This is a genomic window from Sulfitobacter sp. HNIBRBA3233 (genome assembly GCF_040149665.1).
Taxonomy (GTDB): domain Bacteria; phylum Pseudomonadota; class Alphaproteobacteria; order Rhodobacterales; family Rhodobacteraceae; genus Sulfitobacter; species Sulfitobacter marinivivus.
In genome coordinates, this window is sequence record NZ_JBEFLP010000001.1 from 232,675 (window position 1) to 252,830 (window position 20,156).

At 63.2% G+C, this 20,156-nt stretch carries 18 protein-coding genes; 9 read left to right on the forward strand and 9 right to left on the reverse strand.

The window, feature by feature from the left end; genetic code table 11:
- The first annotated feature begins 122 nt into the window (after positions 1-122).
- Both ABMC89_RS01160 and ABMC89_RS01165 read left to right on the forward strand, forming a co-directional pair.
- A complete protein-coding gene (locus ABMC89_RS01160) occupies positions 123-1,247 on the forward strand; it encodes an aminotransferase class V-fold PLP-dependent enzyme (RefSeq protein ID WP_349564341.1) in 1,125 nt (374 codons plus the stop codon).
- A 76-nt stretch (positions 1,248-1,323) separates the two neighbouring features.
- On the forward strand, positions 1,324-2,298 hold the full coding sequence (locus tag ABMC89_RS01165; protein WP_349564343.1) for a quinone oxidoreductase family protein: 975 nt from the start codon (positions 1,324-1,326) through the stop codon (positions 2,296-2,298).
- A gap of 40 nt (positions 2,299-2,338) precedes the next feature.
- On the opposite strand, the gene ABMC89_RS01170 is transcribed toward ABMC89_RS01165, so the two are convergent.
- The gene (locus ABMC89_RS01170; RefSeq protein ID WP_349564345.1) at positions 2,339-3,718 is read right to left on the reverse strand and encodes a M20/M25/M40 family metallo-hydrolase; all 1,380 of its coding nucleotides are present in this window, start codon (positions 3,716-3,718) and stop codon (positions 2,339-2,341) included.
- 625 nt (positions 3,719-4,343) lie between these two features.
- Between ABMC89_RS01170 and hemA the strand changes: the two genes are divergently transcribed.
- The 3 genes from hemA to ispG all read left to right on the forward strand — a co-directional run bounded on the left by hemA (position 4,344) and on the right by ispG (position 8,215).
- Positions 4,344-5,567 carry a 5-aminolevulinate synthase gene (hemA, locus tag ABMC89_RS01175; protein WP_349564347.1) on the forward strand — a complete coding sequence of 408 codons (1,224 nt, stop codon included), beginning with the start codon at positions 4,344-4,346 and terminating at the stop codon, positions 5,565-5,567.
- A 125-nt stretch (positions 5,568-5,692) separates the two neighbouring features.
- Complete coding sequence (locus ABMC89_RS01180) at positions 5,693-6,994, forward strand: helix-turn-helix domain-containing protein (RefSeq protein ID WP_349564349.1); 1,302 nt, start codon at positions 5,693-5,695, stop codon at positions 6,992-6,994.
- A gap of 105 nt (positions 6,995-7,099) precedes the next feature.
- Positions 7,100-8,215, forward strand: a complete 1,116-nt coding sequence (ispG, locus tag ABMC89_RS01185; RefSeq protein ID WP_349568490.1) for a flavodoxin-dependent (E)-4-hydroxy-3-methylbut-2-enyl-diphosphate synthase — start codon at positions 7,100-7,102, stop codon at positions 8,213-8,215.
- Here the strand turns inward: ispG and ABMC89_RS01190 are convergent.
- On the reverse strand, positions 8,212-9,408 hold the full coding sequence (locus ABMC89_RS01190; RefSeq protein ID WP_349564351.1) for a UbiH/UbiF family hydroxylase: 1,197 nt from the start codon (positions 9,406-9,408) through the stop codon (positions 8,212-8,214). The genes ispG and ABMC89_RS01190 overlap by 4 nt on opposite strands.
- Positions 9,405-10,061 (reverse strand): pyrimidine 5'-nucleotidase, encoded by a 657-nt coding sequence (locus ABMC89_RS01195; protein WP_349564353.1) that lies wholly within the window; start codon positions 10,059-10,061, stop codon positions 9,405-9,407. Before ABMC89_RS01195 ends, ABMC89_RS01190 begins: the two co-directional genes overlap by 4 nt.
- Before the next feature lie 106 nt (positions 10,062-10,167).
- On the opposite strand from ABMC89_RS01195, the gene ABMC89_RS01200 reads away from it, so the two are divergent.
- Entirely contained in the window at positions 10,168-10,833 is a 666-nt protein-coding gene (locus ABMC89_RS01200) for a GntR family transcriptional regulator (protein WP_349564355.1), read from the forward strand.
- Here ABMC89_RS01200 and ABMC89_RS01205 read toward each other — a convergent pair.
- Together ABMC89_RS01205 and carA are read right to left on the reverse strand one after the other, a co-directional pair.
- Positions 10,784-12,703 (reverse strand): glycosyltransferase family 2 protein, encoded by a 1,920-nt coding sequence (locus ABMC89_RS01205; protein ID WP_349564357.1) that lies wholly within the window; start codon positions 12,701-12,703, stop codon positions 10,784-10,786. The genes ABMC89_RS01200 and ABMC89_RS01205 overlap by 50 nt on opposite strands.
- Before the next feature lie 123 nt (positions 12,704-12,826).
- The gene (carA, locus tag ABMC89_RS01210) at positions 12,827-13,981 is read right to left on the reverse strand and encodes a glutamine-hydrolyzing carbamoyl-phosphate synthase small subunit (RefSeq protein WP_349564359.1); all 1,155 of its coding nucleotides are present in this window, start codon (positions 13,979-13,981) and stop codon (positions 12,827-12,829) included.
- 213 nt (positions 13,982-14,194) lie between these two features.
- Here carA and ABMC89_RS01215 point away from each other — a divergent pair, with 213 nt between their 5' ends.
- Complete coding sequence (locus ABMC89_RS01215; protein ID WP_349564361.1) at positions 14,195-14,656, forward strand: GatB/YqeY domain-containing protein; 462 nt, start codon at positions 14,195-14,197, stop codon at positions 14,654-14,656.
- Positions 14,657-14,705: 49 nt separating this feature from the next.
- Here ABMC89_RS01215 and ABMC89_RS01220 read toward each other — a convergent pair whose 3' ends face one another.
- From ABMC89_RS01220 to ctaD, 3 genes are all read right to left on the reverse strand, one after another.
- Positions 14,706-15,188: a DUF2244 domain-containing protein gene (locus tag ABMC89_RS01220; protein ID WP_349564363.1), complete on the reverse strand. Its 483-nt coding sequence runs from the start codon at positions 15,186-15,188 to the stop codon at positions 14,706-14,708.
- A gap of 58 nt (positions 15,189-15,246) precedes the next feature.
- Positions 15,247-15,720: a hypothetical protein gene (locus ABMC89_RS01225; RefSeq protein WP_349564365.1), complete on the reverse strand. Its 474-nt coding sequence runs from the start codon at positions 15,718-15,720 to the stop codon at positions 15,247-15,249.
- A gap of 97 nt (positions 15,721-15,817) precedes the next feature.
- Complete coding sequence (gene ctaD / locus ABMC89_RS01230; protein WP_349564367.1) at positions 15,818-17,491, reverse strand: cytochrome c oxidase subunit I; 1,674 nt, start codon at positions 17,489-17,491, stop codon at positions 15,818-15,820.
- A 268-nt stretch (positions 17,492-17,759) separates the two neighbouring features.
- Here ctaD and ABMC89_RS01235 point away from each other — a divergent pair, with 268 nt between their 5' ends.
- Positions 17,760-19,028, forward strand: coding sequence for a PAS domain-containing sensor histidine kinase (locus ABMC89_RS01235; RefSeq protein ID WP_349564369.1), 1,269 nt, complete (start codon positions 17,760-17,762; stop codon positions 19,026-19,028).
- Positions 19,025-19,471, forward strand: a complete 447-nt coding sequence (locus ABMC89_RS01240; RefSeq protein ID WP_349564371.1) for a response regulator — start codon at positions 19,025-19,027, stop codon at positions 19,469-19,471. The genes ABMC89_RS01235 and ABMC89_RS01240 overlap by 4 nt, the downstream gene beginning before the upstream one ends.
- Here the strand turns inward: ABMC89_RS01240 and lipB are convergent.
- On the reverse strand, positions 19,448-20,134 hold the full coding sequence (gene lipB / locus ABMC89_RS01245) for a lipoyl(octanoyl) transferase LipB (protein ID WP_349564373.1): 687 nt from the start codon (positions 20,132-20,134) through the stop codon (positions 19,448-19,450). The genes ABMC89_RS01240 and lipB overlap by 24 nt on opposite strands.
- Between the last annotated feature and the right edge of the window lie 22 nt (positions 20,135-20,156).

Genomic DNA, 20,156 nt, shown 5'->3' on the forward strand with positions numbered 1-20,156 from the left:
AATAATTCGCCAATCTGTGAGTCTTTCGCGCTACAGTGGAGCGGTGACGGCGCTTGCGCGAAGGGATTTGCGCGGGCGGACGGCTGGCTGCAGCAGCGATAACCGAACCAGAGGAAACCGACATGTCATTGCTCGATACCGTGGACCCGCAGGGGCTCGAAGAATTTTCGGTGGTGTTCACCGACCGCTCGCTCAATTCCATGAGTGCTGCCTTTCAGCAGGTCATGCGCGATATCAACGCCATGCTGTGCGAGGTCTATGCCGCCGATGCGGTGGCCATCGTGCCCGGCGGCGGGACCTACGGGATGGAAGCCGTGGCGCGCCAGTTCGCCCGCGACCGCGATGTTCTGGTGGTGCGCAATGGCTGGTTCTCCTACCGCTGGAGCCAGATCATCGAGACCGGTGGCCTGACGGCCAATACCACCGTGATCAAGGCGCGTCCGCAGGGCAATGCGGCGCCCGCCCCCTTCGCGCCCGCCCCGATCGAGGATGTCGTTGCCGCCATTGCCGATCAGCGGCCCGCAGTGGTGTTCGCCCCCCATGTCGAAACATCGGCGGGTGTGATCCTGCCGGACGACTACATCACCCGCATCGCCCAGGCCGCGCATGATGTCGGCGCGCTGATGGTGCTGGATTGTATCGCGTCGGGCTGCGCGTGGGTGAACATGCGCAAGCTGGGGGTCGATGTGCTGATCTCCGCGCCCCAGAAGGGGTGGAGCGCGCAACCCTGCGCCGGTCTGGTGGTGATGAGCGACCGCGCCGTTGCCCGTCTGGGCGAGACAAAATCGGACAGTTTCGCGATCGATCTGGCGAAATGGCACGCGATCATGCAGGCCTATCTGGACGGTGGGCACGCCTATCACGCGACAATGCCCACGGATGCGCTGCGTGTGTTCCGCGACACCATGATCGAGACGAAGACCTACGGCTTTGACCGCCTGAAGGAAGCGCAGTGGCGTCTGGGCGAGGCGGTACGGGACATGATGGCGGCCAAGGGCGTGAAATCCGTTGCCGCAGATGGTTACGGCGCGCCGGGCGTGGTGGTCTGCTATACCGATGATCCCGAGGTCAAGAGCGGCAAGGCCTTCATGGCACACGGCATGCAGATCGCCGCGGGCGTGCCGCTTCAGGTGGGCGAGCCCGAGGGTTTCAGCACATTCCGGCTGGGGCTTTTTGGTCTCGACAAGCTGTACGATGTGGACGCCACGGTCGCGCGGCTGAAGGCTGTGGTGGACAAGGTTCTCTGACCCCTGGGGCCCGCCACGAAACATTGGACATCCCCCGCCGATTAAGCCCATGATCCCCCGAAAGAGGAGGAGTGACATGGCACTTACAGCAATCATCGAGGCCCACGGCGGGCCCGAGCAATTCAAGCTTGTGGACCGCGAGGTCGGCGAACCGGGCGCGGGGGAGATCCGCATCGCGCACCGCGCCATCGGGTTGAACTTTATCGACGTCTACCAGCGCACCGGCCTCTATCCGATGGAGCTGCCGCACGCGATGGGCATGGAAGCCGCCGGCGTGATCGAGGCGGTCGGCGAGGGGGTGACACATCTCAAGGTCGGCGACCGCGCGGCCTATGCCTCGCAGCCGCCCGGCGCCTATACGCAGGCGCGGGTGATGCCCGCCGCACAGGTCTGCCCCTTGCCCGAGGGTATCTCCTTCGACGAAGGCGCGGCGATGATGCTCAAGGGGATGACGGTGGAATACCTGTTCCACCGGACCACGCCGTTGAAGGCGGGCGATACCGTGCTGTTCCACGCCGCTGCCGGTGGGGTGGGGCTGCTGGCCTGCCAATGGGCGCGGTCCGAAGGCATCACGCTGATCGGGACGGCGGGCACGGACGAAAAATGCCAACTGGCGCTCGACCACGGGGCGGCGCATTGCATCAACTACCGCAGCGGCGACTGGGTGGCGCAGGTGCGCGACCTGACCGGGGGCAAGGGCGTTGACGTGGTAATGGACGCGGTGGGCAAGGACACGTTCGAAGGCTCTCTCGATTGTCTCAAACCGCTGGGGATGCTGATGTCGTTCGGCAATGCCTCGGGTCCGGTGCCGCCCTTCGATCTGGGTATCCTCGGCAAGAAGGGGTCGCTGAAGCTGACGCGCCCGACACTCTTCACCCATATTTCGGACCACGCGGCCTGTCAGGCGATGGCGCAGCATCTGGCCGAGAAGGTTCTGGCCGGTGAGGTGAAGATCAACATCGGCCAGCGGTTCGATTTCCGCGACGTGGCGCGCGCCCACGAAGCGCTGGAAGCGCGCACCACGACCGGATCGACGGTTCTGGAAGTCTGAACCTGCGTGCGCGCCCCGGCAAACGGGGCGCGCCGTTCGTCTAGCGCGATACCGCGTCGAGGATCCGCGCCCAAGAACGCATCCCCTTGTGGAAGCTTTCCATATCGTATTTTTCGTTCGGGGAATGGATCTGGTCGCTGTCGCGGCCGAACCCGATCAACATCGGCGTGGTATCGAGGATCTTCGCGAAATGCCCCGCGATCGGAATCGACCCGCCGCAGCCGATATAGGCCGCGGGCACCTGCCATTCATCGCTGAGCGCGCCAAGCGCCGCGGCAAAGGCGGGATCGTCGATGGAGGTTGCCGAGGCGCGGCTGGCCCCGTGGGCCTTCCACTCGGCTTCGCAATCCGGGGGCAGCATATCCTCGACCATCTTGCGGAAGCTTTCGCGGATCGCCAGCGGGTCCTGATCGCCCACCAGCCGGAAAGAGATCTTGGCCGAGGCTTCGGCGGGCAGCACGGTCTTGAACCCTTCGCCCTGATAGCCGCCGCCGATGCCGTTGACCTCGCAGGTGGGGCGCGACCAGATCATCTCGAGCGGGGTGCGGTCCTGTTCACCCGCAGGGTGGCTGAGACCGACCTCGCCCAGAAATCCCGCGTGATCGAAGGCAAGGCCCTGCCACTGCTGGCGCAATTCCTCGGGCAGCTCCGGCACGCCGTCGTAGAAGCCGGGGATCGTGATCCGGCCCGTGTCGTCGTGCAGCGACGCGATGATGCGCGACAGCACGCGGATGGGGTTGATCGACACACCGCCGAACATGCCCGAATGCAGGTCTTTCGTCGCCGCCTTGATCGTCAGCTCCTCCCCCAGAAGGCCGCGCAGCATCGTGGTGATCGCGGGCGTGCGGCTCTGGAACATCGTGGTGTCGCAAATCATTGCGAAATCGGCACGCAGCTCTTCGGCGTTTTCCTCCATGAAGGGCACCAGCGAGGGCGAGCCGGATTCCTCCTCGCCCTCGAAAAAGATCGTGATCCGGCAGGGGAATTCGCCCTCCACCTCTTTCCAGGCGCGCAGCGCCTCGACGAAGGTCATCAGCTGGCCCTTGTCGTCGGCAGCACCGCGGCCGCGGATCACCTTGCCGGTGTCAGTCTCCTCGACCGCCGGATCAAAGGGATCGCGGTGCCACAGGTTCAGCGGATCGACGGGCTGCACATCGTAGTGGCCGTAAAACAGCAGATGCGGCTTTCCATCCGCCGGGCCCGCGTGACCCACGACCATCGGATGACCGGGGGTGGGGCGCTTTTCGGCGTCGATGCCCATGCTTTGCAGGTCCTGGATCAGCCAGTCGGCAGCATCCTGGCAATCCTGTTTGAATGCGCTGTCGGTCGAGATCGACTTGATCCTCAGAAGGTCGAGCAGGCGTTCGGTGGCGTGGGGCAGGTCGGTGTCGATGCGGGAAAGAACGGCGTCGAGAGACATGAAAAGGCTCCTTGATCGGGCTGTGTTTGGCGCGACCCTATCACCCTCGCTTGGCGTGTCTAGGCGTGCGCCCGCCCCTCTCGCCAGCAGCGGCCTTCGCAGGCGCGTGGGCGGGGGGTGGCACCGTTTCGGCCGGGATGATTCCCGGACAGAGGCGTGCCCTGCCTTGCTGTCGTAAAAGCGCATTCGTAGCGAGAATGGCGGTGGCCCGCCCCGACAAGACAAATGGAGGGCGACGATGACGGCCCGTTGCAGGCTGGCAATAGGCAGTGTGAATTTGAGCGAAGAGATGTAGCGACGCTGCCGGAAAAAGCGCGGCGCTGGCGTGGGGCGATCCGGTTCAAGGCGCTGTTTTATAATACCTATTCAGAAGGGGCCGTGGCCTGAAATCTCCTGCGCGCGGGTCGTCGCGGTACTACTGCCATTCCTATGCGTGGCGCTCAGGCGCCCGTACAAGGCGCTTGTGGCGGCGTTTCACGCTGGCGCGCTGCATGTTTTTGATGCGACAATCGGTGCGTTAGTCCGCCATTGATGCGGCTGGAATCGTTCTATACTTAGCCTGCGAGGGCCAAAGACGTCTTTGATGTCGATCTCAATGGCACGGGAATAAAGACGGAGACGCGCAATGAACTACACCGACCACCTGGATCAGGCGATTGCGCGCCTGCACGACGAAGGCCGCTACCGGACGTTCATCGACATCGAACGGCGCAACGGCAATTTCCCCCACGCGGTCTGGACCCGGCCCGACGGATCCGAACAGGATATCACCGTCTGGTGCGGCAACGACTATCTGGGCATGGGCCAGCACGATGTCGTGCGCGAGGCCATGCACGAAGCGATCGAGGCGACAGGCGCCGGGTCGGGTGGCACGCGCAACATCTCCGGCACGACCGTGTACCACAAACGTCTGGAGCACGAGCTGGCCGATCTGCACGGCAAGGAAGCAGCGCTTCTGTTTACCTCTGCCTATATCGCCAATGACGCGACGCTCTCGACGCTGCCGAAACTCTTTCCCGGTCTCATCATCTATTCCGATGCGCTGAACCACGCCTCGATGATCGAAGGCGTGCGCCGCAACGGCGGTGCCAAGCGGATTTTCCGTCACAACGATGTCGCGCATCTGCGCGAGTTGCTGGAAGCGGACGATGCCGATGCGCCGAAACTCATCGCGTTTGAATCGATCTATTCGATGGACGGCGATTTTGGCCCGATCGAGGAAATCTGCGATCTGGCGGATGAATTCGGCGCGCTGACCTATATCGACGAGGTTCATGCCGTTGGCATGTACGGCCCGCGCGGGGCAGGGGTGGCGGAACGCGACCGCCTGATGCACCGGCTTGATATCATCAACGGGACGCTTGCGAAGGCTTACGGCGTGATGGGCGGCTATATCGCGGCCAGCGCGAAGATGTGCGATGCGATCCGGTCCTACGCGCCGGGCTTCATCTTTACCACGTCGCTGCCGCCAGCGGTGGCGGCGGGGGCTGCGGCGTCTGTTGCCTACCTCAAGCGGACACCGGAGCTGCGCGAAAAGCATCAGGAACAGGCCAAGAAGCTGAAACTGCGGCTCAAGGGGCTTGGCCTTCCGATCATCGACCACGGCAGCCACATCGTGCCGGTGATGGTCGGCAACCCCGTCCACACCAAGATGCTGTCGGACATGCTGCTGGAAGAGCACGGCATCTACGTGCAGCCCATCAACTTCCCCACCGTGCCACGGGGGACAGAGCGCCTGCGCTTCACGCCGTCGCCGGTCCATGGTCCGAAAGAAATCGACGGTCTGGTGCGCGCGATGGATGAACTTTGGTCGCATTGTGCGCTAAATCGTGCCGAAGCGGTCGGATAAAGCTTTGTAAACTCGCTTATGGATTTGCGTTATGCTATCCTCGACCTAACAACCGCCCGTGACGAATCGAGGGGACAAGATCGTCAAAAAGGGCGAACAGGCAGTTTACGGTTAAGGGTAGTCGCATGATCGGGCGTTGGGCCTCCAAGGGCGCAGAGGAAGAAACGGTTGAGCCTCAAGGGTTTGACGCGTTCGAGTTGCGCCTCGGGGATCTGATGCGGGGCGAGCGTGCCACCTTGGGCAAGTCGCTTTTGGACGTGCAACGTGAACTGCGGATCAAAGCCTCCTACATCGCTGCCATTGAAAACGCCGACCCCGATGCGTTCGACACGCCCGGGTTTATCGCCGGCTATGTGCGGTCCTATGCGCGCTATCTGGGCATGGACCCCGACAAGGCGTTTCAGGCGTTCTGCACCGAAAGCGGTTTCAGCGTGGCCCACGGGATGTCCGCCGAAGCCTCTGTCGTGCGCAAACCGTCGCGCGAAGAGCGGCTGAGCCGCCAGCCCGAAAGTGATATCTTCTCGCGCCCCGCGATGCCCTTCGCGCCGGGCGGCGATAGTTTCCTTGCGCGGATCGAACCCTCTGCGGTCGGCTCCATGGTCGTGCTTCTGGCCCTGATCGGGGCCATCGGTTTCGGCGGCTGGACCGTTCTGAAAGAAGTGCAGCGCGTTCAGGTCGCTCCGGTCGACCAGACGCCGGTTGTGCTGTCCGATCTCGACCCGCTTCAGGGGGCCGCCCCCTCTACACAGGTCGCTGATGTGAATGCCCCCGCCGTTCTGGACGATACTCCGCGCGTTGAGGCGCTGGACCGTCTGTACCGTCCTGCGGCACTGGATGTGCCTGTTCTGGTGGCACGGGATGCACCAATCGCGTCGCTCGATCCACGGACCGTCGGCGTCTTCAACTCCCCCAACGCCACACAGCGGATTGCCGCGCCCACGGGCACGACCAATTTCGCGGCTTCCGGCGCAGATACCGGTGTCGGCGCGGATATCGACGGCGCCCTGGCCGAGGCGCTGGGCCAGCAGCCTGCACAGCCCCGCGGTCTGAGCGTTCCACAGGTCCTCGAAGGACCTGCACCGGCGGTTCAGGTGGTCGCCACGGGCGAGACCTGGGTGCGCATCACGGCTGCCGATGGCACGAACATCTTCGAAAAGGTCATGCAGAAGGGCGACACATTCGATGTGCCCGCCCTCGAAGACCCGCCCGTCCTGCGCACCGGACAGAGCGGTGCGGTTTATTTCGTGATGAACGGCGATGTCTTCGGCCCTGCGGGCGGTCGCGGTGCTGTCACATCGAACGTGCCGCTCCAGCAGCAGGCACTGGCCGAGCTTTACGAACCCGCCCAGCCCGGACAGGATAGCGCGCTGGAAACACTGGTCGCGGAACTGCGCGCGGGATCCGTTGCCGTCGCACCGGCGGACTGACACGCGCCACCGCCGCGTCATTTTCTACTGCCCTTCCGCTTCCCATTGCAGCCCGAGCCGCGCACGACTAGGTAGGGTGTGAACCCACTGTCAAGCGAGGGTGACATGTCGCTCAACCATATCCGTCCGTGGCGCAATATCGACCGCCGCAAATCCCGCAAGATCATGGTCGGTAACGTCCCTGTCGGGGGCGATTCTCCGATCACCGTGCAGACGATGACCAACACGCTGACCACGGACGTGAAGGGCAGCATCGCACAGATACAGGCCGCTGCAGATGCGGGCGCGGACATCGTGCGCGTGTCGGTCCCCGATCAGGACAGTTCGAGAGCGCTGAAAGAGATCGTGCGCGAGAGCCCCGTACCCATCGTCGCCGACATCCATTTTCACTACAAACGTGGTATCGAGGCCGCCGAGGCAGGTGCCGCCTGCCTGCGGATCAATCCCGGCAATATCGGCGATGAACGCCGCGTTAAGGAAGTGATACAGGCCGCACGGGACCACAATTGTTCGATCCGCATCGGTGTGAATGCCGGCAGCCTCGAACGTCACCTGCTGGAAAAATACGGAGAGCCGTGCCCCGACGCGATGGTTGAATCCGGTCTCGATCACATCAAGATCTTGCAAGACAACGATTTCCACGAGTTCAAGATCAGCTGCAAGGCGTCCGATGTGTTCATGGCCGCCGCCGCCTACCAGCAGCTGGCCGACGCGACGGATGCGCCCATTCACCTCGGTATTACCGAAGCCGGTGGGCTGACGTCAGGCACCATCAAAAGCGCTATCGGTCTGGGCAACCTTCTGTGGATGGGCATCGGTGACACGATCCGCGTCTCCCTTTCCGCCGATCCGGTGGAAGAAGTGAAAGTCGGCTACGAGATCCTGAAATCGCTGGGGCTGCGCCACCGCGGCGTGAACATCATTTCCTGCCCGTCCTGCGCCCGTCAGGGGTTCGACGTGATCAAGACGGTCGAGGCTTTGGAAAAGCGGCTTGAACATATCAAGACGCCCATGAGCCTGAGCATCATCGGCTGCGTCGTGAACGGCCCCGGTGAGGCGCTGATGACCGACGTCGGGTTCACCGGCGGTGGTGCGGGATCGGGGATGGTCTATCTGGCCGGTGCGCAAAGCCACAAGATGAGCAACGACAAGATGGTCGATCACATCGTCGAGCAGGTCGAGAAACGCGCCGCCCAGCTTGAGGCCGAAGGCACCGACTAGCGGGTTCCAAGACCCATCTGCATCAACATCCGGCGCACAGGTGCCGCCGAATAGAGCGCGTTCAGCCCCGCCGCCCGCGCATCGCGCAGCACCGGCGCGGAGGCCTGGCTTGCGCGGTTCAGAAGGTCGATGCCGTTCACCCGCAGGGTGATGTCGCCGTGGCGCGCCCGGTGGTAGGCCTCCAGCATATCGGCATCGCCCAAACCTTCGCGCCGTGCCTCGGCCAGATCCAGAAGCGTGGCGATGTCGGCCAGGGACATGTTCAGCCCCTGCGCCCCGATGGGCGGCAGGACATGCGCGGCCTCGGCGATCAGCGCGACGCGTTCGCCCGCAATCCGTTCGGCGTGTTGCGTGATGATCGGCCAGATCTGGCGCGCCGAAACCAGCGTCAGCGGACCGAAGTGAAAACACGACCGCCGGGATGCGGCCTCTTCGAAGGCGGGAACATCCAGCTCCATCCGCGCCTCGGCCTGCGCGCCATCGTCCATCCAGACGACCGCCGAACAGGGCAGCCCGTCGCGGTCGGGCAGCGGAACGAGCGTAAAAGGCCCGCCGGTGCGGTGGACTTCGGTCGACACATTCTCGTGCGGGATCGGGTGGGTAACGGCGAAAACAACCGCTTTCTGCCCGTAGCGCCGCGATTTGACCGCAATGCCCGCCGCCTGACGCACCGGCGAATTCCGCCCGTCCGCGGCGATCACCAGCGGTGCGCTGACGCGGGTGCCATCGCTCAGCGTGACCTTGGCGCCGGTGGTGCGGGTGAAGACCGATTTCGTCCCGACACCGGGTCGGAAATCGACAGTGTCGAGCGAATCCAGCCGCGCGACCATCTCGCGACGCAGCAGCCAGTTCGGAAAATTCCAGCCGAAGGGCTGTTCGGATATATCCGCGGCGTCGAATTCCCGGATCACCCGCGCTTCAGGCTCTTCCCCGCCCGCGTCGATGATCCGCATGATCTGCAAGGGTGCCGCATGTGGCGCGAGCGCTTCCCACAGGCCCGCACGTTCCAGCAGCGCGCGCGCCGGTTGCAGCATCGCGGTGGATCGCAGATCCGCGCCTTCTGCCGCGCCATCGGTGATCGGCGGGGCAGGGTCGACGCAGATCACCTTGAAACCCGCAGAGCCGAAAGCGGCTGCCGCTGTCAGCCCGGCAATGCCGCCGCCGGAAATCACGATATCGCAGTTCTGTGTCATGCCGTCCGTCCCAAAACCTTGTCGAGAAACAGAACTAGGTCATCGGTATGGAATTGCACATGCGGCGCGTCCGCGCGTTCGGGCGCGACGTGGACGGTGCGCATCCCCAGATCATGGGGCACCGCGAGGTTGCGCGCGTCGTCCTCGAACATCGCGGCACGGTCGGGGGCAAGGCCGTCGCGGGCGAAGACGCGGTCAAAAGCCGCGCGGTCGGGTTTGGGATGGAAATCCGCATGCTCCACGCCATAGATCGCATCAAACAGCCCCGACAGGCCACGGGCATCCAGCACACGCTCCGCGTAGGGGGCGCTGCCGTTGGTATAGACAATGCGCCGCCCGGGCAGATCGGCGATCCGCGCGGCCAGTGCCGGATCCGGTGCGAGGCTGTCGAGCGAGATATTGTGCACATCATCGAGATAGGGCGCGGGATCAGCGCCGTGTTCGCGCATCAGCCCGGCCAATGTGGTGCCGTGGTCCTGCCAGTATTTCAGGCGCAGCCGGTCCGCTTCCGCGCGGTCTACGCGCAGGGTGCGCATGACCCAATCGGTCATCCGCACCTCGATCAGGTCGAACAGGCGCGCGGACGGCGGGTAGAGGGTGTTATCGAGGTCGAACACCCATGTCGTGACGTGTGAAAAGGCATCTTGAGGCATGCATTGTCCCTATGCGCCGCGGTCGAATGACGCAAGCAAGATCAAGGCTATGCACACGCGGGGTCGGCCGTTAAAGTCCTTGGAACACAACAGGAAAGCCTTCTTTATGGCCCGCAACACCGCTCCAGGCCGTCCTGGCAATACGGATGCCTATTCGATGATCCTCGAGGCGATCGACACCGGGATCTATCGGCCGGGCGACCGTCTGGTCGAAAGCGAGCTGGCCGACCGTCTTGGCGTGTCGCGCACGCCGATCCGCGAAGCGCTGCAGCGGCTCGAGACGCAGTCGCTTCTGGTGCGCGACGGGCGCAGCCTGATCGTGGCGTCGCTGGATCATAACCAGATGGCCGAACTCTATGTGGTGCGCGGAGAGCTCGAGGGGCTGGCCGCCCGGCTGGCGGCGCGCAACGCCACCGCCGAGGAAGTGCAGCTTCTGCGCGAGATGGTCGAGGCGGACAATGCGCTGATCGACCATCCGGCCGCGCTGGCCCGGGCGAACCGGCGCTTCCACCAGCAGATCCATCTGGCGTCGCACAACCGGTTTCTCGTGCAACAGCTGGATCTGGTTCACCGCTCCATGGCGCTGATGGCGACGACGTCGCTGGCGGTCAGCGGACGCGGGCAGATCGCGCAGCGCGAACATGACCGGATCGTCGCCGCAATCGAAAACCGCGACGGGGATGCCGCAGACGCGGCATTGCGCGAACATATCTCGGTCGCCTTTACGACCCGTCTGAAGCAGGAAGCCGAGCGACGCGAGGCAGAGGGATAAGGGGCGTGGCCTCCGGCACGATCCCGTGCATGGTCTTGTCCCAGTAGAACGGCGCCTGCACCAGTTCCTTGAGCGCCTTGTAGGCGGACAGGGCCGCCATCGGAAAATAAAACGGCAGGGTGAGGACATAGCAAAGCAGATGCCGGTGCTGGCGCTGCGAGACCGCGATCATGGAAATTGTCAGGTTGATGACTTCGGACACCAGAAAGCAGAAGGCCATCGACACCGCGACAGGCTGGCCCAAGGTCAGCGCAACCGGATGGTTGAAACCAAAGAGCGTGATCCAGAAGGACCACAAGAGCGGGGCAAAGGCGAATTGCGCGAAGGTCGCCAGCAGCAGGGTCTGCACCCCCAGAAACCGCATCATGCCCAGATCCCGCAGCAGGGCCGCAGGATTGCGCATATGCACCATCCAGGTAATCAGATACCCCTTCAACCAGCGTGAGCGCTGCTTGATCCACGGCCAGGGGCGGCAGTTCGCTTCCTCGAAAGTGACGGTGGGGATCAGCCGCGTGGTGTAGCCGGCACGGGCCAGACGCACGCCCAGATCGGCGTCTTCGGTGACATTATGCGCGTCCCAGCCGCACAGCTCCTCAAGGATATGTCTGCGGAAAAACAGCGTTGTTCCGCCCAGCGGGATCACCAGCCCCAGCCGCGCCACACCGGGCAGGATCATCCGCCACCAGGTCGCGTATTCGATGGTGAAACAGCGCGCCAGCCAGTTGCTGCGCGGATTGTAGTAATCCAGCATACCCTGAAGGCACGCCACATCGGGCGGGGCCTCGTGGAATCCTGTCACCACCTTTTCGATCTGGTCCGGCTCCGGTGCGTCCTCTGCATCCCAGACCCCGATGATCGAGCCCTGACAGAAATCCAGCGCGTAATTCAGCGCCCGCGGCTTGGTCTTGAGTGTGCCGGTGCCGGGCACTTCGATCACGCTCAGCCAATCGGGCATATTCGTGCGCGCGATGGTGTCGCGGGTGATCTCATCCTCCGCCTCCAGCACAAGCACGACTTCAAGAAGGGATTTGGGATAGGTCAGCCGCGACAGCCGCCCGATCAGCTTTTCGGCGATCTCCTTTTCTTCCAGAAGCGGCACCAGCACGGAAACGCGCGGAAGTGGAAAGGCAGGCCCTCCGTGCAGGCTAAGCGGATCGGGCCCCCGGGCGGAGGACGCGATCTGCGCGATGGCGGCGACGAGTTTCAATCCCGTGCTCATCAGCAGGGTTACGAAGGCCAGCAGCATCGCTGCGGTGATGGCCCAAAGCGGTGCCAGAAGCAGGGCCAAAACCGTCGCGGCGATGAAAAGCGCTGCGAAAGCGCGGCGGAGCAATTCATCACTGGCCCAGCTGCGGCAGCTTTGCGCGGCGGGCACACGCTGTGCCGCGCGCGTGGCCAGTTCCGGCCCGTAAAGAGCGCTGATGGATTTCCGGATGTCGCGATCATCGGCAAGGACCGGCAGCATCTTGCGGCCCTGCGCGCCAAAACACGCCCGCAGGTTGTTGAAACGCTCGGGGTGGGAGGTCGCCACCAGCAGCGTCTCACCCATTTCCATCCAGGGGACCGCGCCGTGCTGCAGACAAAGCGGACCGGATAGCCGCGCGCAAAGCGACGGTTCGGGGGGATCGGCTGACAAGCTTGCCAGTGGCACCTCGTGCTGTTGTGACAGCAGATCGAGCAGATCGCACCGGCGCACCAGCCCTTCGGTCACCAGAATTTCGCCCAGAGGCGCATCGACGTGGCGCTGCAATTTCAATGCGTGCACCAGATCGCTTTGGGTGATTTTCCCCGCGTTCACCAGAATTCTGCCCAGCGGTAGATGCGTGGGCACATCGTCAAATTCCGTGATCCGCAGGCCAAGATCGTTCATGTCGATCCACCTGATCCAGAAGAGTTCCGAACCAGATGTGACAGAGGATGGTTAATGCCCCGTTAATTTTCCATTGAATTTCAATAGGTTGAGTTTAACCTTTTTTACTCAACCCCTGCGGTCCTATCGGGCTGCCATGGCCTCGGCGAAACGCTCGAACAGGTAATAGCTGTCTTGCGGTCCGGGGCTGGCCTCCGGATGGTGCTGTACCGAATAGACGGGACGCCCCGACATGCGGATACCGCAGTTCGAACCGTCAAAGAGCGACCGGTGGGTTTCAACCACACCTTTTGGCAGTGATTGCCCGTCGACGGCGAACCCGTGGTTCATCGAGGTGATCTCGACCTTGCCGGTCTCCAGATCCTTGACGGGGTGGTTGGCACCGTGATGTCCGTGGCTCATCTTGACGGTCTGGCCACCGAGCGCCAGCGCCAGCATCTGGTGCCCAAGGCAGATGCCGAATACCGGCATTTCGGTCTTGTCCAGCACGTCGCGGATCATCGGCACGGCGTAGGCGCCGGTGGCCGCCGGATCACCCGGTCCGTTCGACAGGAACAGCCCGTCGGGCCGCTGTGCCATCACGTCGTCATAGCTGGCCGAGGCGGGCAGGACGGTCACATCGCATCCCGCGGACGCAAGGCAGCGCAGGATGTTGCGCTTCGCACCGTAATCGACGGCGACGACCTTGTATTTCGGATCGGTCTGCGGCGCGTAGCCTTCGGGCCAAGCCCACCGCATTTCGTTCCAGCGGTAGGATTGCGCACAGGTCACGTCGCGCGCCAGATCCATACCCTCAAGCCCCGCGAAGGACCGCGCGGCAGCGACAAGCGCCCCGATGTCGAAATTCCCGTCGGGATCATGCGCAAGTGCGGCATGGGGTGCGCCTTGCTGGCGGATCGCACGGGTCAGGCGGCGGGTGTCGATCCCGCCGATCGCGATGCGCCCGCGCGCCGCCAGCCATGCGGACAGCGGCTGCACGGTGCGCCAGTTGCTGGGATCGGTGGGCATCCATTTGACGACCATGCCGGCGGCGACCGGATCGGCGGTTTCGTCATCCTCCGGATTGGTGCCGACGTTGCCGATATGCGGGAAGGTAAAGGTCACGATCTGCCCGGCGTAGGAGGGATCCGTCATGATCTCCTGATATCCGGTCATCGCGGTGTTGAAGCACAGTTCGGCGACGGTTTCGCCGGTGGCGCCGAACCCCTCTCCGTAAAAGACGGATCCGTCCGCAAGGACGAGACAGGCGGTAGGCTTTGTGGGGCGGGTCTGGGCCATGGTCGTCTCCTGATGGGCAGCGGTGCCCGACGGGGCACGGGGGAGGTAGGCAAACGGGTGCAAACTATAGCGGCCCGCCGAGGGGGTCAAGACAAGCGGGGAAAAGAATAAACGAAACAAATCAACTACTTGTCCGTTTTTCACCCCATTGCAACCGGCGGCTGGATTGGCTAGTGTCACGAACTCGATAAACACCCCTAGCTGAGGCTTATCATGGATTTGCGTACCCGTATCAATGGCGCCCTGAAACAGGCGATGAAAGACAAGGCGTCAGAGCGTCTGTCGACACTGCGACTGGTCAACGCGGCGATCAAGGACAAGGACATCGCTGCACGGGCCGAAGGCAACGATGACGGGGTGGGTGAGGACGAAGTGCTCGCGATCCTTGGCAAGATGGCCAAGCAGCGTCAGGAATCCGCACGCGCCTACGAAGAGGGCGGCAGGCTGGACCTGGCAGAGGCGGAGCGCTCGGAAATCCAGATTATCGAAGAGTTCCTGCCACGGCAGCTGACCGAGGAAGAGGCGAAAGCCGCCGTGGATGCCGCCGTGACCGAAACCGGCGCAACCTCGATCCGCGATATGGGCAAGGTGATGGGGCAGCTGAAGGCCAAATACACGGGCCAGATGGATTTCGGCACCGTGGGCCCCATGGTCAAGGACCGTCTATCCTCCTGACCTTCCGGCGGCCTGAACCGGCCGGCGCAAGGCCGTGGCGCGGACCGGCCTAGCGGTCCAGCGCGCGCTTGAGGTCTTCGTAAAGCGCGATCCGCTCTTCCTCGCTCAGGAATGAACCGATCTCGACTTCGCGGCCCTTGCCGCGCAGCGTCACGTAGTGCGGGACAGGGCCGTCGGCCTCGTACTTCGTGACCTTTGTCCAATACCTGTCACAGTCCCATTCCTGAACATCGCCGCGCGGATTGGTGCGGCGCAGCTGTGCCATATCCTCGGACAGCACCAGCTCTTCTTCGATCAGTCGCGACCGGTGGTTGCGCTGAAGGGCAAAATAGATACCCCAGACCGCCGCCAGCGTGAACGGCAGCATGCCCCACAGGATCGGAGATCCGAGCAGGGGAATCACCGGGATCGAGATCAATGTGAATGTCGACAGCACGAAAGCGGCCATGCCGCGCGCGGGCAGCGACTGATGCGGCCAGAGCCGCATTGTCTGCGGCACGCTATGGGGTTGGGATGTCCATTCGTAAGGCATGACGTTGTTTTAGCGGAGGCAGCAGCGGGATCAATGCGACAAACTGCAAGGGGGGCTCTCAACCGCGCAGGGGCCGCAGGATCGTCCAGAGGCTTCGCGCCAGCAGCGCAAGAACGAGGGCCAGACATGAAACCTCGGTCAGCTGTGCAACTAGGCCCGGTGCCTCTGCGGGCGCACCGGGGAAGGGGCGTTCCAGCACCGCCGCCGCAAGGGCCAGAGCCAGCGTCTGTGCGAGCACCCTATCCACGGCGTGGGGCGCACTCGGATGCACCTGTTCCATGGCCCAATAGAGAGGTGCGGCAACCGCGAGACCCAGCATCGCGTAGCCCAGCGTGGAGAGCGTGCCGATCCCCGTAGGCGCACCGGCGAACCCGCCCGCTGTAGGGCCGGAGAACGCCGCTGCGGCAGCGCCTGCCGCCAGCGCACAGATGGACAGCAGCAGAAGCGTCAGCAGACCGGCAGGGCCGAGCCCACGGCGCGCGGCCCAGACCTGCGGCGCGAGGATCACGGCAAGGATGACAAGCTGGGGCATCAGGCGTCTCCGGAAAGGGGAGGTCGGGGAGGGCAGAAAAGGAAAGGGCCCCAACCGCCGTTGGAGCCCTCGAGAGTTCAGACTGCTGGCCGGGGGTCTAGTGACCCGGAGCCTTGTCCCAGTCCTCGCGCTTTGGAAGTTGCTCGAACGTGTGCTCTGGTGGGGGCGACGGAAGCGTCCACTCCAGCGTGTCGGCGTACTCGTTCCAAGGGTTGTTCTCGGTCACGCGGCGACCTTTGGTCAGCGTGTAGGCGATGACGCCGAAGAAGAACAGGAACGACGCGAAGGACAGGAACGCACCCAAGCTCGACCACAGGTTCCAGTAGGCGAAGGCCTCCGGGTAGTCGATGTAGCGGCGTGGCATGCCCTGACGGCCCAGGAAGTGCTGTGGGAAGAATGTCAGGTTCGCACCGATGAACATCGCCCAGAAGTGCAGCTTGCCAGCCCATTCGGGATACATCCGGCCTGTCATCTTGGGCAGGTAGAAGTAGATGCCCGCGAAGATGGCGAAGACGGCGCCGAGGCTCATCACGTAGTGGAAGTGCGCAACCACATAGTAGGTGTCATGGTAGTAGCGGTCCACGGCGGCCTGCGACAGCACGATGCCGGTCACACCGCCCACGGTGAAGAGGAACAGGAAGCCGAAAGCCCAGAGCATCGGCGTCTTGAACTCGACCGAGCCGCCCCACATGGTGGCGATCCAGCTGAACACCTTCACACCCGTCGGCACCGCGATCACCATGGTGGCCAGCATGAAGTAGGCCTGTTGGTTCAGGCTCATGCCCACGGTGTACATGTGGTGCGCCCAGACGACGAAGCCCAGAACACCGATCGCGATGATCGCCCAGACCATCGGCAGATAGCCGAAGATAGGCTTGCGCGAGAAGGTCGCGATCACGTGGGAGATGATGCCGAAGCCGGGCAGGATGATGATGTAGACTTCGGGGTGTCCGAAGAACCACAGGATGTGCTGGTAAAGCACCGGATCACCACCGCCGGCAGGGTCAAAGAAGGCAAAACCGAAGTTGCGGTCCATCAGCAGCATGGTGATCGCGCCCGCCAGAACCGGCAGAGACAGAAGGATCAGCCACGAGGTGACGAAGATCGACCAGCTGAACAGCGGCACCTTGAACAGGGTCATGCCGGGGGCACGCATGTTCAGGAAGGTGGTGATCATGTTGATCGCACCGAGGATCGACGAAGCACCCGAGACGTGAACCGCGAAGATCGCGAGGTCCATCGACAGGCCGCCTTCTTTTACCGAAAGCGGCGGATAGAGAACCCAGCCCACACCGGAGCCCGCCTGACCGTTACCGCCGGGCGACAGCACAGAGCATACGGCCAGCGATGTACCGGCAACATAGAGCCAGAACGACAGGTTGTTCATCCGCGGGAACGCCATGTCCGGCGCGCCGATCTGCAAGGGCATGAAGTAGTTGCCGAACCCGCCGAACAGGGCGGGGATCACGACAAAGAACATCATCAGAATGCCGTGACCGGTGATCAGAACGTTCCAGAGGTGCCCGTTTGGCGTACAGGTCGCGGCGGAATCGGCGATGAAGCGCGCCCCTTCCATACACATGTACTGGACACCGGGGTGCATCAGTTCGAGCCGCATGTAGATTGTGAACGCGACGGAAATGAATCCGACGGCAGCGGAGACGATCAGGTAGAGAATCCCAATGTCTTTGTGGTTTGTGGACATGAACCAGCGCGTGAAGAACCCGCGCTCGTCTTCATGGTCGTGCCCGTGAATGGCTGCGTCTGCCATGCGGTGCCTCCTAGGTCTGTTCAATACATACACCACGCCTGTTGGCGAAACGCGGTGAAACTGGCAACCTTCTAGAACCATGGGCGGTTCGGCGCAATGGGCGCGATGGTCGCAGGCCGCGTTATTTTGGCACTCCCGCCAATTCGGGTGAAGCCCCGGGTTTGGTGCAAATTTAGTGGAATGGCGCAGCGGGCAGGGCCCTTGTTCAGCAGGCGTTAACGTCTGTTGCGCATGATCGCCCGTGATCCCTGATCCGATTGGAGCATTTGTGCCACATAGCCAGCCGTCAGTCCGCGAACCGTCGACCGCCCCTGTCCCTGTCGCCGAAGTGCCTCCGCCCCTGCTGGCACCGGGCATCGACAAGGTTGTCGGATTGCTGCCGGGATTCGTTTACGTCTTCAACCACGAAACCCAGTCGAACGAGTACACCAATACGTCGGTGGCCGAATATCTGGGCTACAGTTCCGAGGAAATCCGCGCCCACGGCGACCGCATGATGCTGCGCGTCATCCATCCCGATGATTTTGCCGCCGTTGCACGGCATCTCGGGGTGATCGCGGGCAGCTGCGACCAGCGCCACATGGCGCTGGAGTATCGCGTCCTGACAAAGGACGGGCGTGTGCGCTGGTTGCGCTCGGTGGACCGTGTGTTCGACCGCACGGCATCGGGTGCCGTGCTGCGCCACGTCGGCTATGCCAGCGACATCACCGTCGAAAAAGAGGCGACGCTGCGCCTTGCCGATCTGAACGCCAAGCTGGAAGACACGGTGGCCGAAAGAACCGCCGAACTCGCCGCGCTGAACGAAAGCCTCGAAAAGATGGTCGTGGCCCGCACGCAGGAGCTTGAGCAGGCGGCGCAGGAGCTCGAAGAACTGACCTATGTCGCCACCCATGACCTCAAGGTGCCGGTCAACAACCTGTCGCGGGTTTCGATGTGCCTTCTGGAAGCGGCGCAGGACGTGTCGCCGGACATTGCCGAACAGATCGGCTGGATCGGTGAATGTGCGGACCAGCTGAACAAGAAGATCGCGGGCCTTGTCCTGGTGTCGCAGTTGCGTCTGGGAACTGCCCAACCCGCCGAGGCCATCGATGTGCGCAGCACCTTGGCAAGGCTGTTGCGCCACCACCGCGCACGCATCCGGCGCCGCGCGGGCCGGATCGAGATTGTCAGGGCCGAGCGATGTTCCGTGCAGTTCGCGTCGCATGAGTTGGAAAGCATTCTGCATTCGCTGATGGAAAATGCCCAGCACTATGCCCATTCCGGACGCCCCCTGCACATCCGTATCACGGTGGAAACGCAAGGCGACAAGTGTCTGATAACCATCGCAGATAACGGAACCGGGCTTGACCCGAAACGCGATCAGCACAAGGTTTTCGGCCTGTTCAAACGCGCCCATGTCGAACCGCCGGGCAGCGGGATTTCGCTGCACTGCGCGCGCCGCATGTTGCACCGGCGCGGGGGCGACATCAGCCTCGCTGCCGAACCCGGCAACGGTGCTGCATTTACACTTCAGCTTCCGATGGGAAACACCTCATGACCTTTGATTCCGCACCGCCACTTTCCCGCATACTTCTGATCGACGATGACGAGGTCACCAACCTGATGCACACCCGTGTGATCGAACGCTCGGGGCAGGTCGCGCAGATCGATGTCGCGACAGATGGCCTTGCCGCCCTCGACATCTTGCGGGCGGATATCGCTGCGGGCCGGATGCTGCCGGAACTGATCTTTCTCGACATCAATATGCCCCGAATGGGCGGATTCGAATTTCTGGAGGAATACGCCGCGCTCGGCATCGATGCCGAAGAGCTTCTGATCATCGTGATGCTGTCGACATCGCTGCTCAAACGCGATCACGACCGTGCGGAGGCGGATCCGAATGTGCATTGTTTTACCGAAAAACCGCTACAGCTCGAAATGCTCCTGGCGCTGATAGACGAAATCCAGCACCGCCGCTCAACCCGCGTGGCCGTCGCCTGATACCGGCACGGGCGTTTCCCCGAATACCTCGGCAAAACCGCGGGCGAGGGCCAGATCGACATCATCCATCGTGACAGGCAGGCCGAGATCGACAAGGCTGGTCACACCGTGTTCGCGAATCCCGCAAGGCACGATCCCGTCAAAATGGCTGAGGTCGGGCTCTACGTTGATGGAAATGCCGTGAAAACTGACCCAGCGCCGAAGACGGATGCCGATGGCGGCGATCTTGTCTTCGGCGGTTTGGCCGGGCAGGGGCGCGGGCTTTTCGGGGCGGCTGATCCAGACCCCCACGCGGCCCTCGCGAATCTCTCCGGTCAGATTGAATTCCGCCAGTGTCGCAATCACCCACGCCTCAAGGCTTTGCACGAAGCGGCGCACATCGCGCCCCCGCGCGCCCACGTCCAGCATCACATAGGCCACCCGCTGGCCCGGCCCGTGGTAGGTATACTGCCCGCCGCGCTTGGTCGCGAAAACCTCGAAGCGGTCAGGATCGACCAGATCCGCCGCACGCGCCGAGGTGCCGGCTGTATAGAGCGGCGGATGTTCCACCAGCCAGATACATTCCGACGCGGTGCCGTCGAGGATGGCGGCAACCCGTGCCTCCATCCACGCCTCGGCCTCGCGAAATCCGGTCAGCCCGGGGGATGTGATCCATTCAACCATGCAGTAGCATTAGGTCCGACCG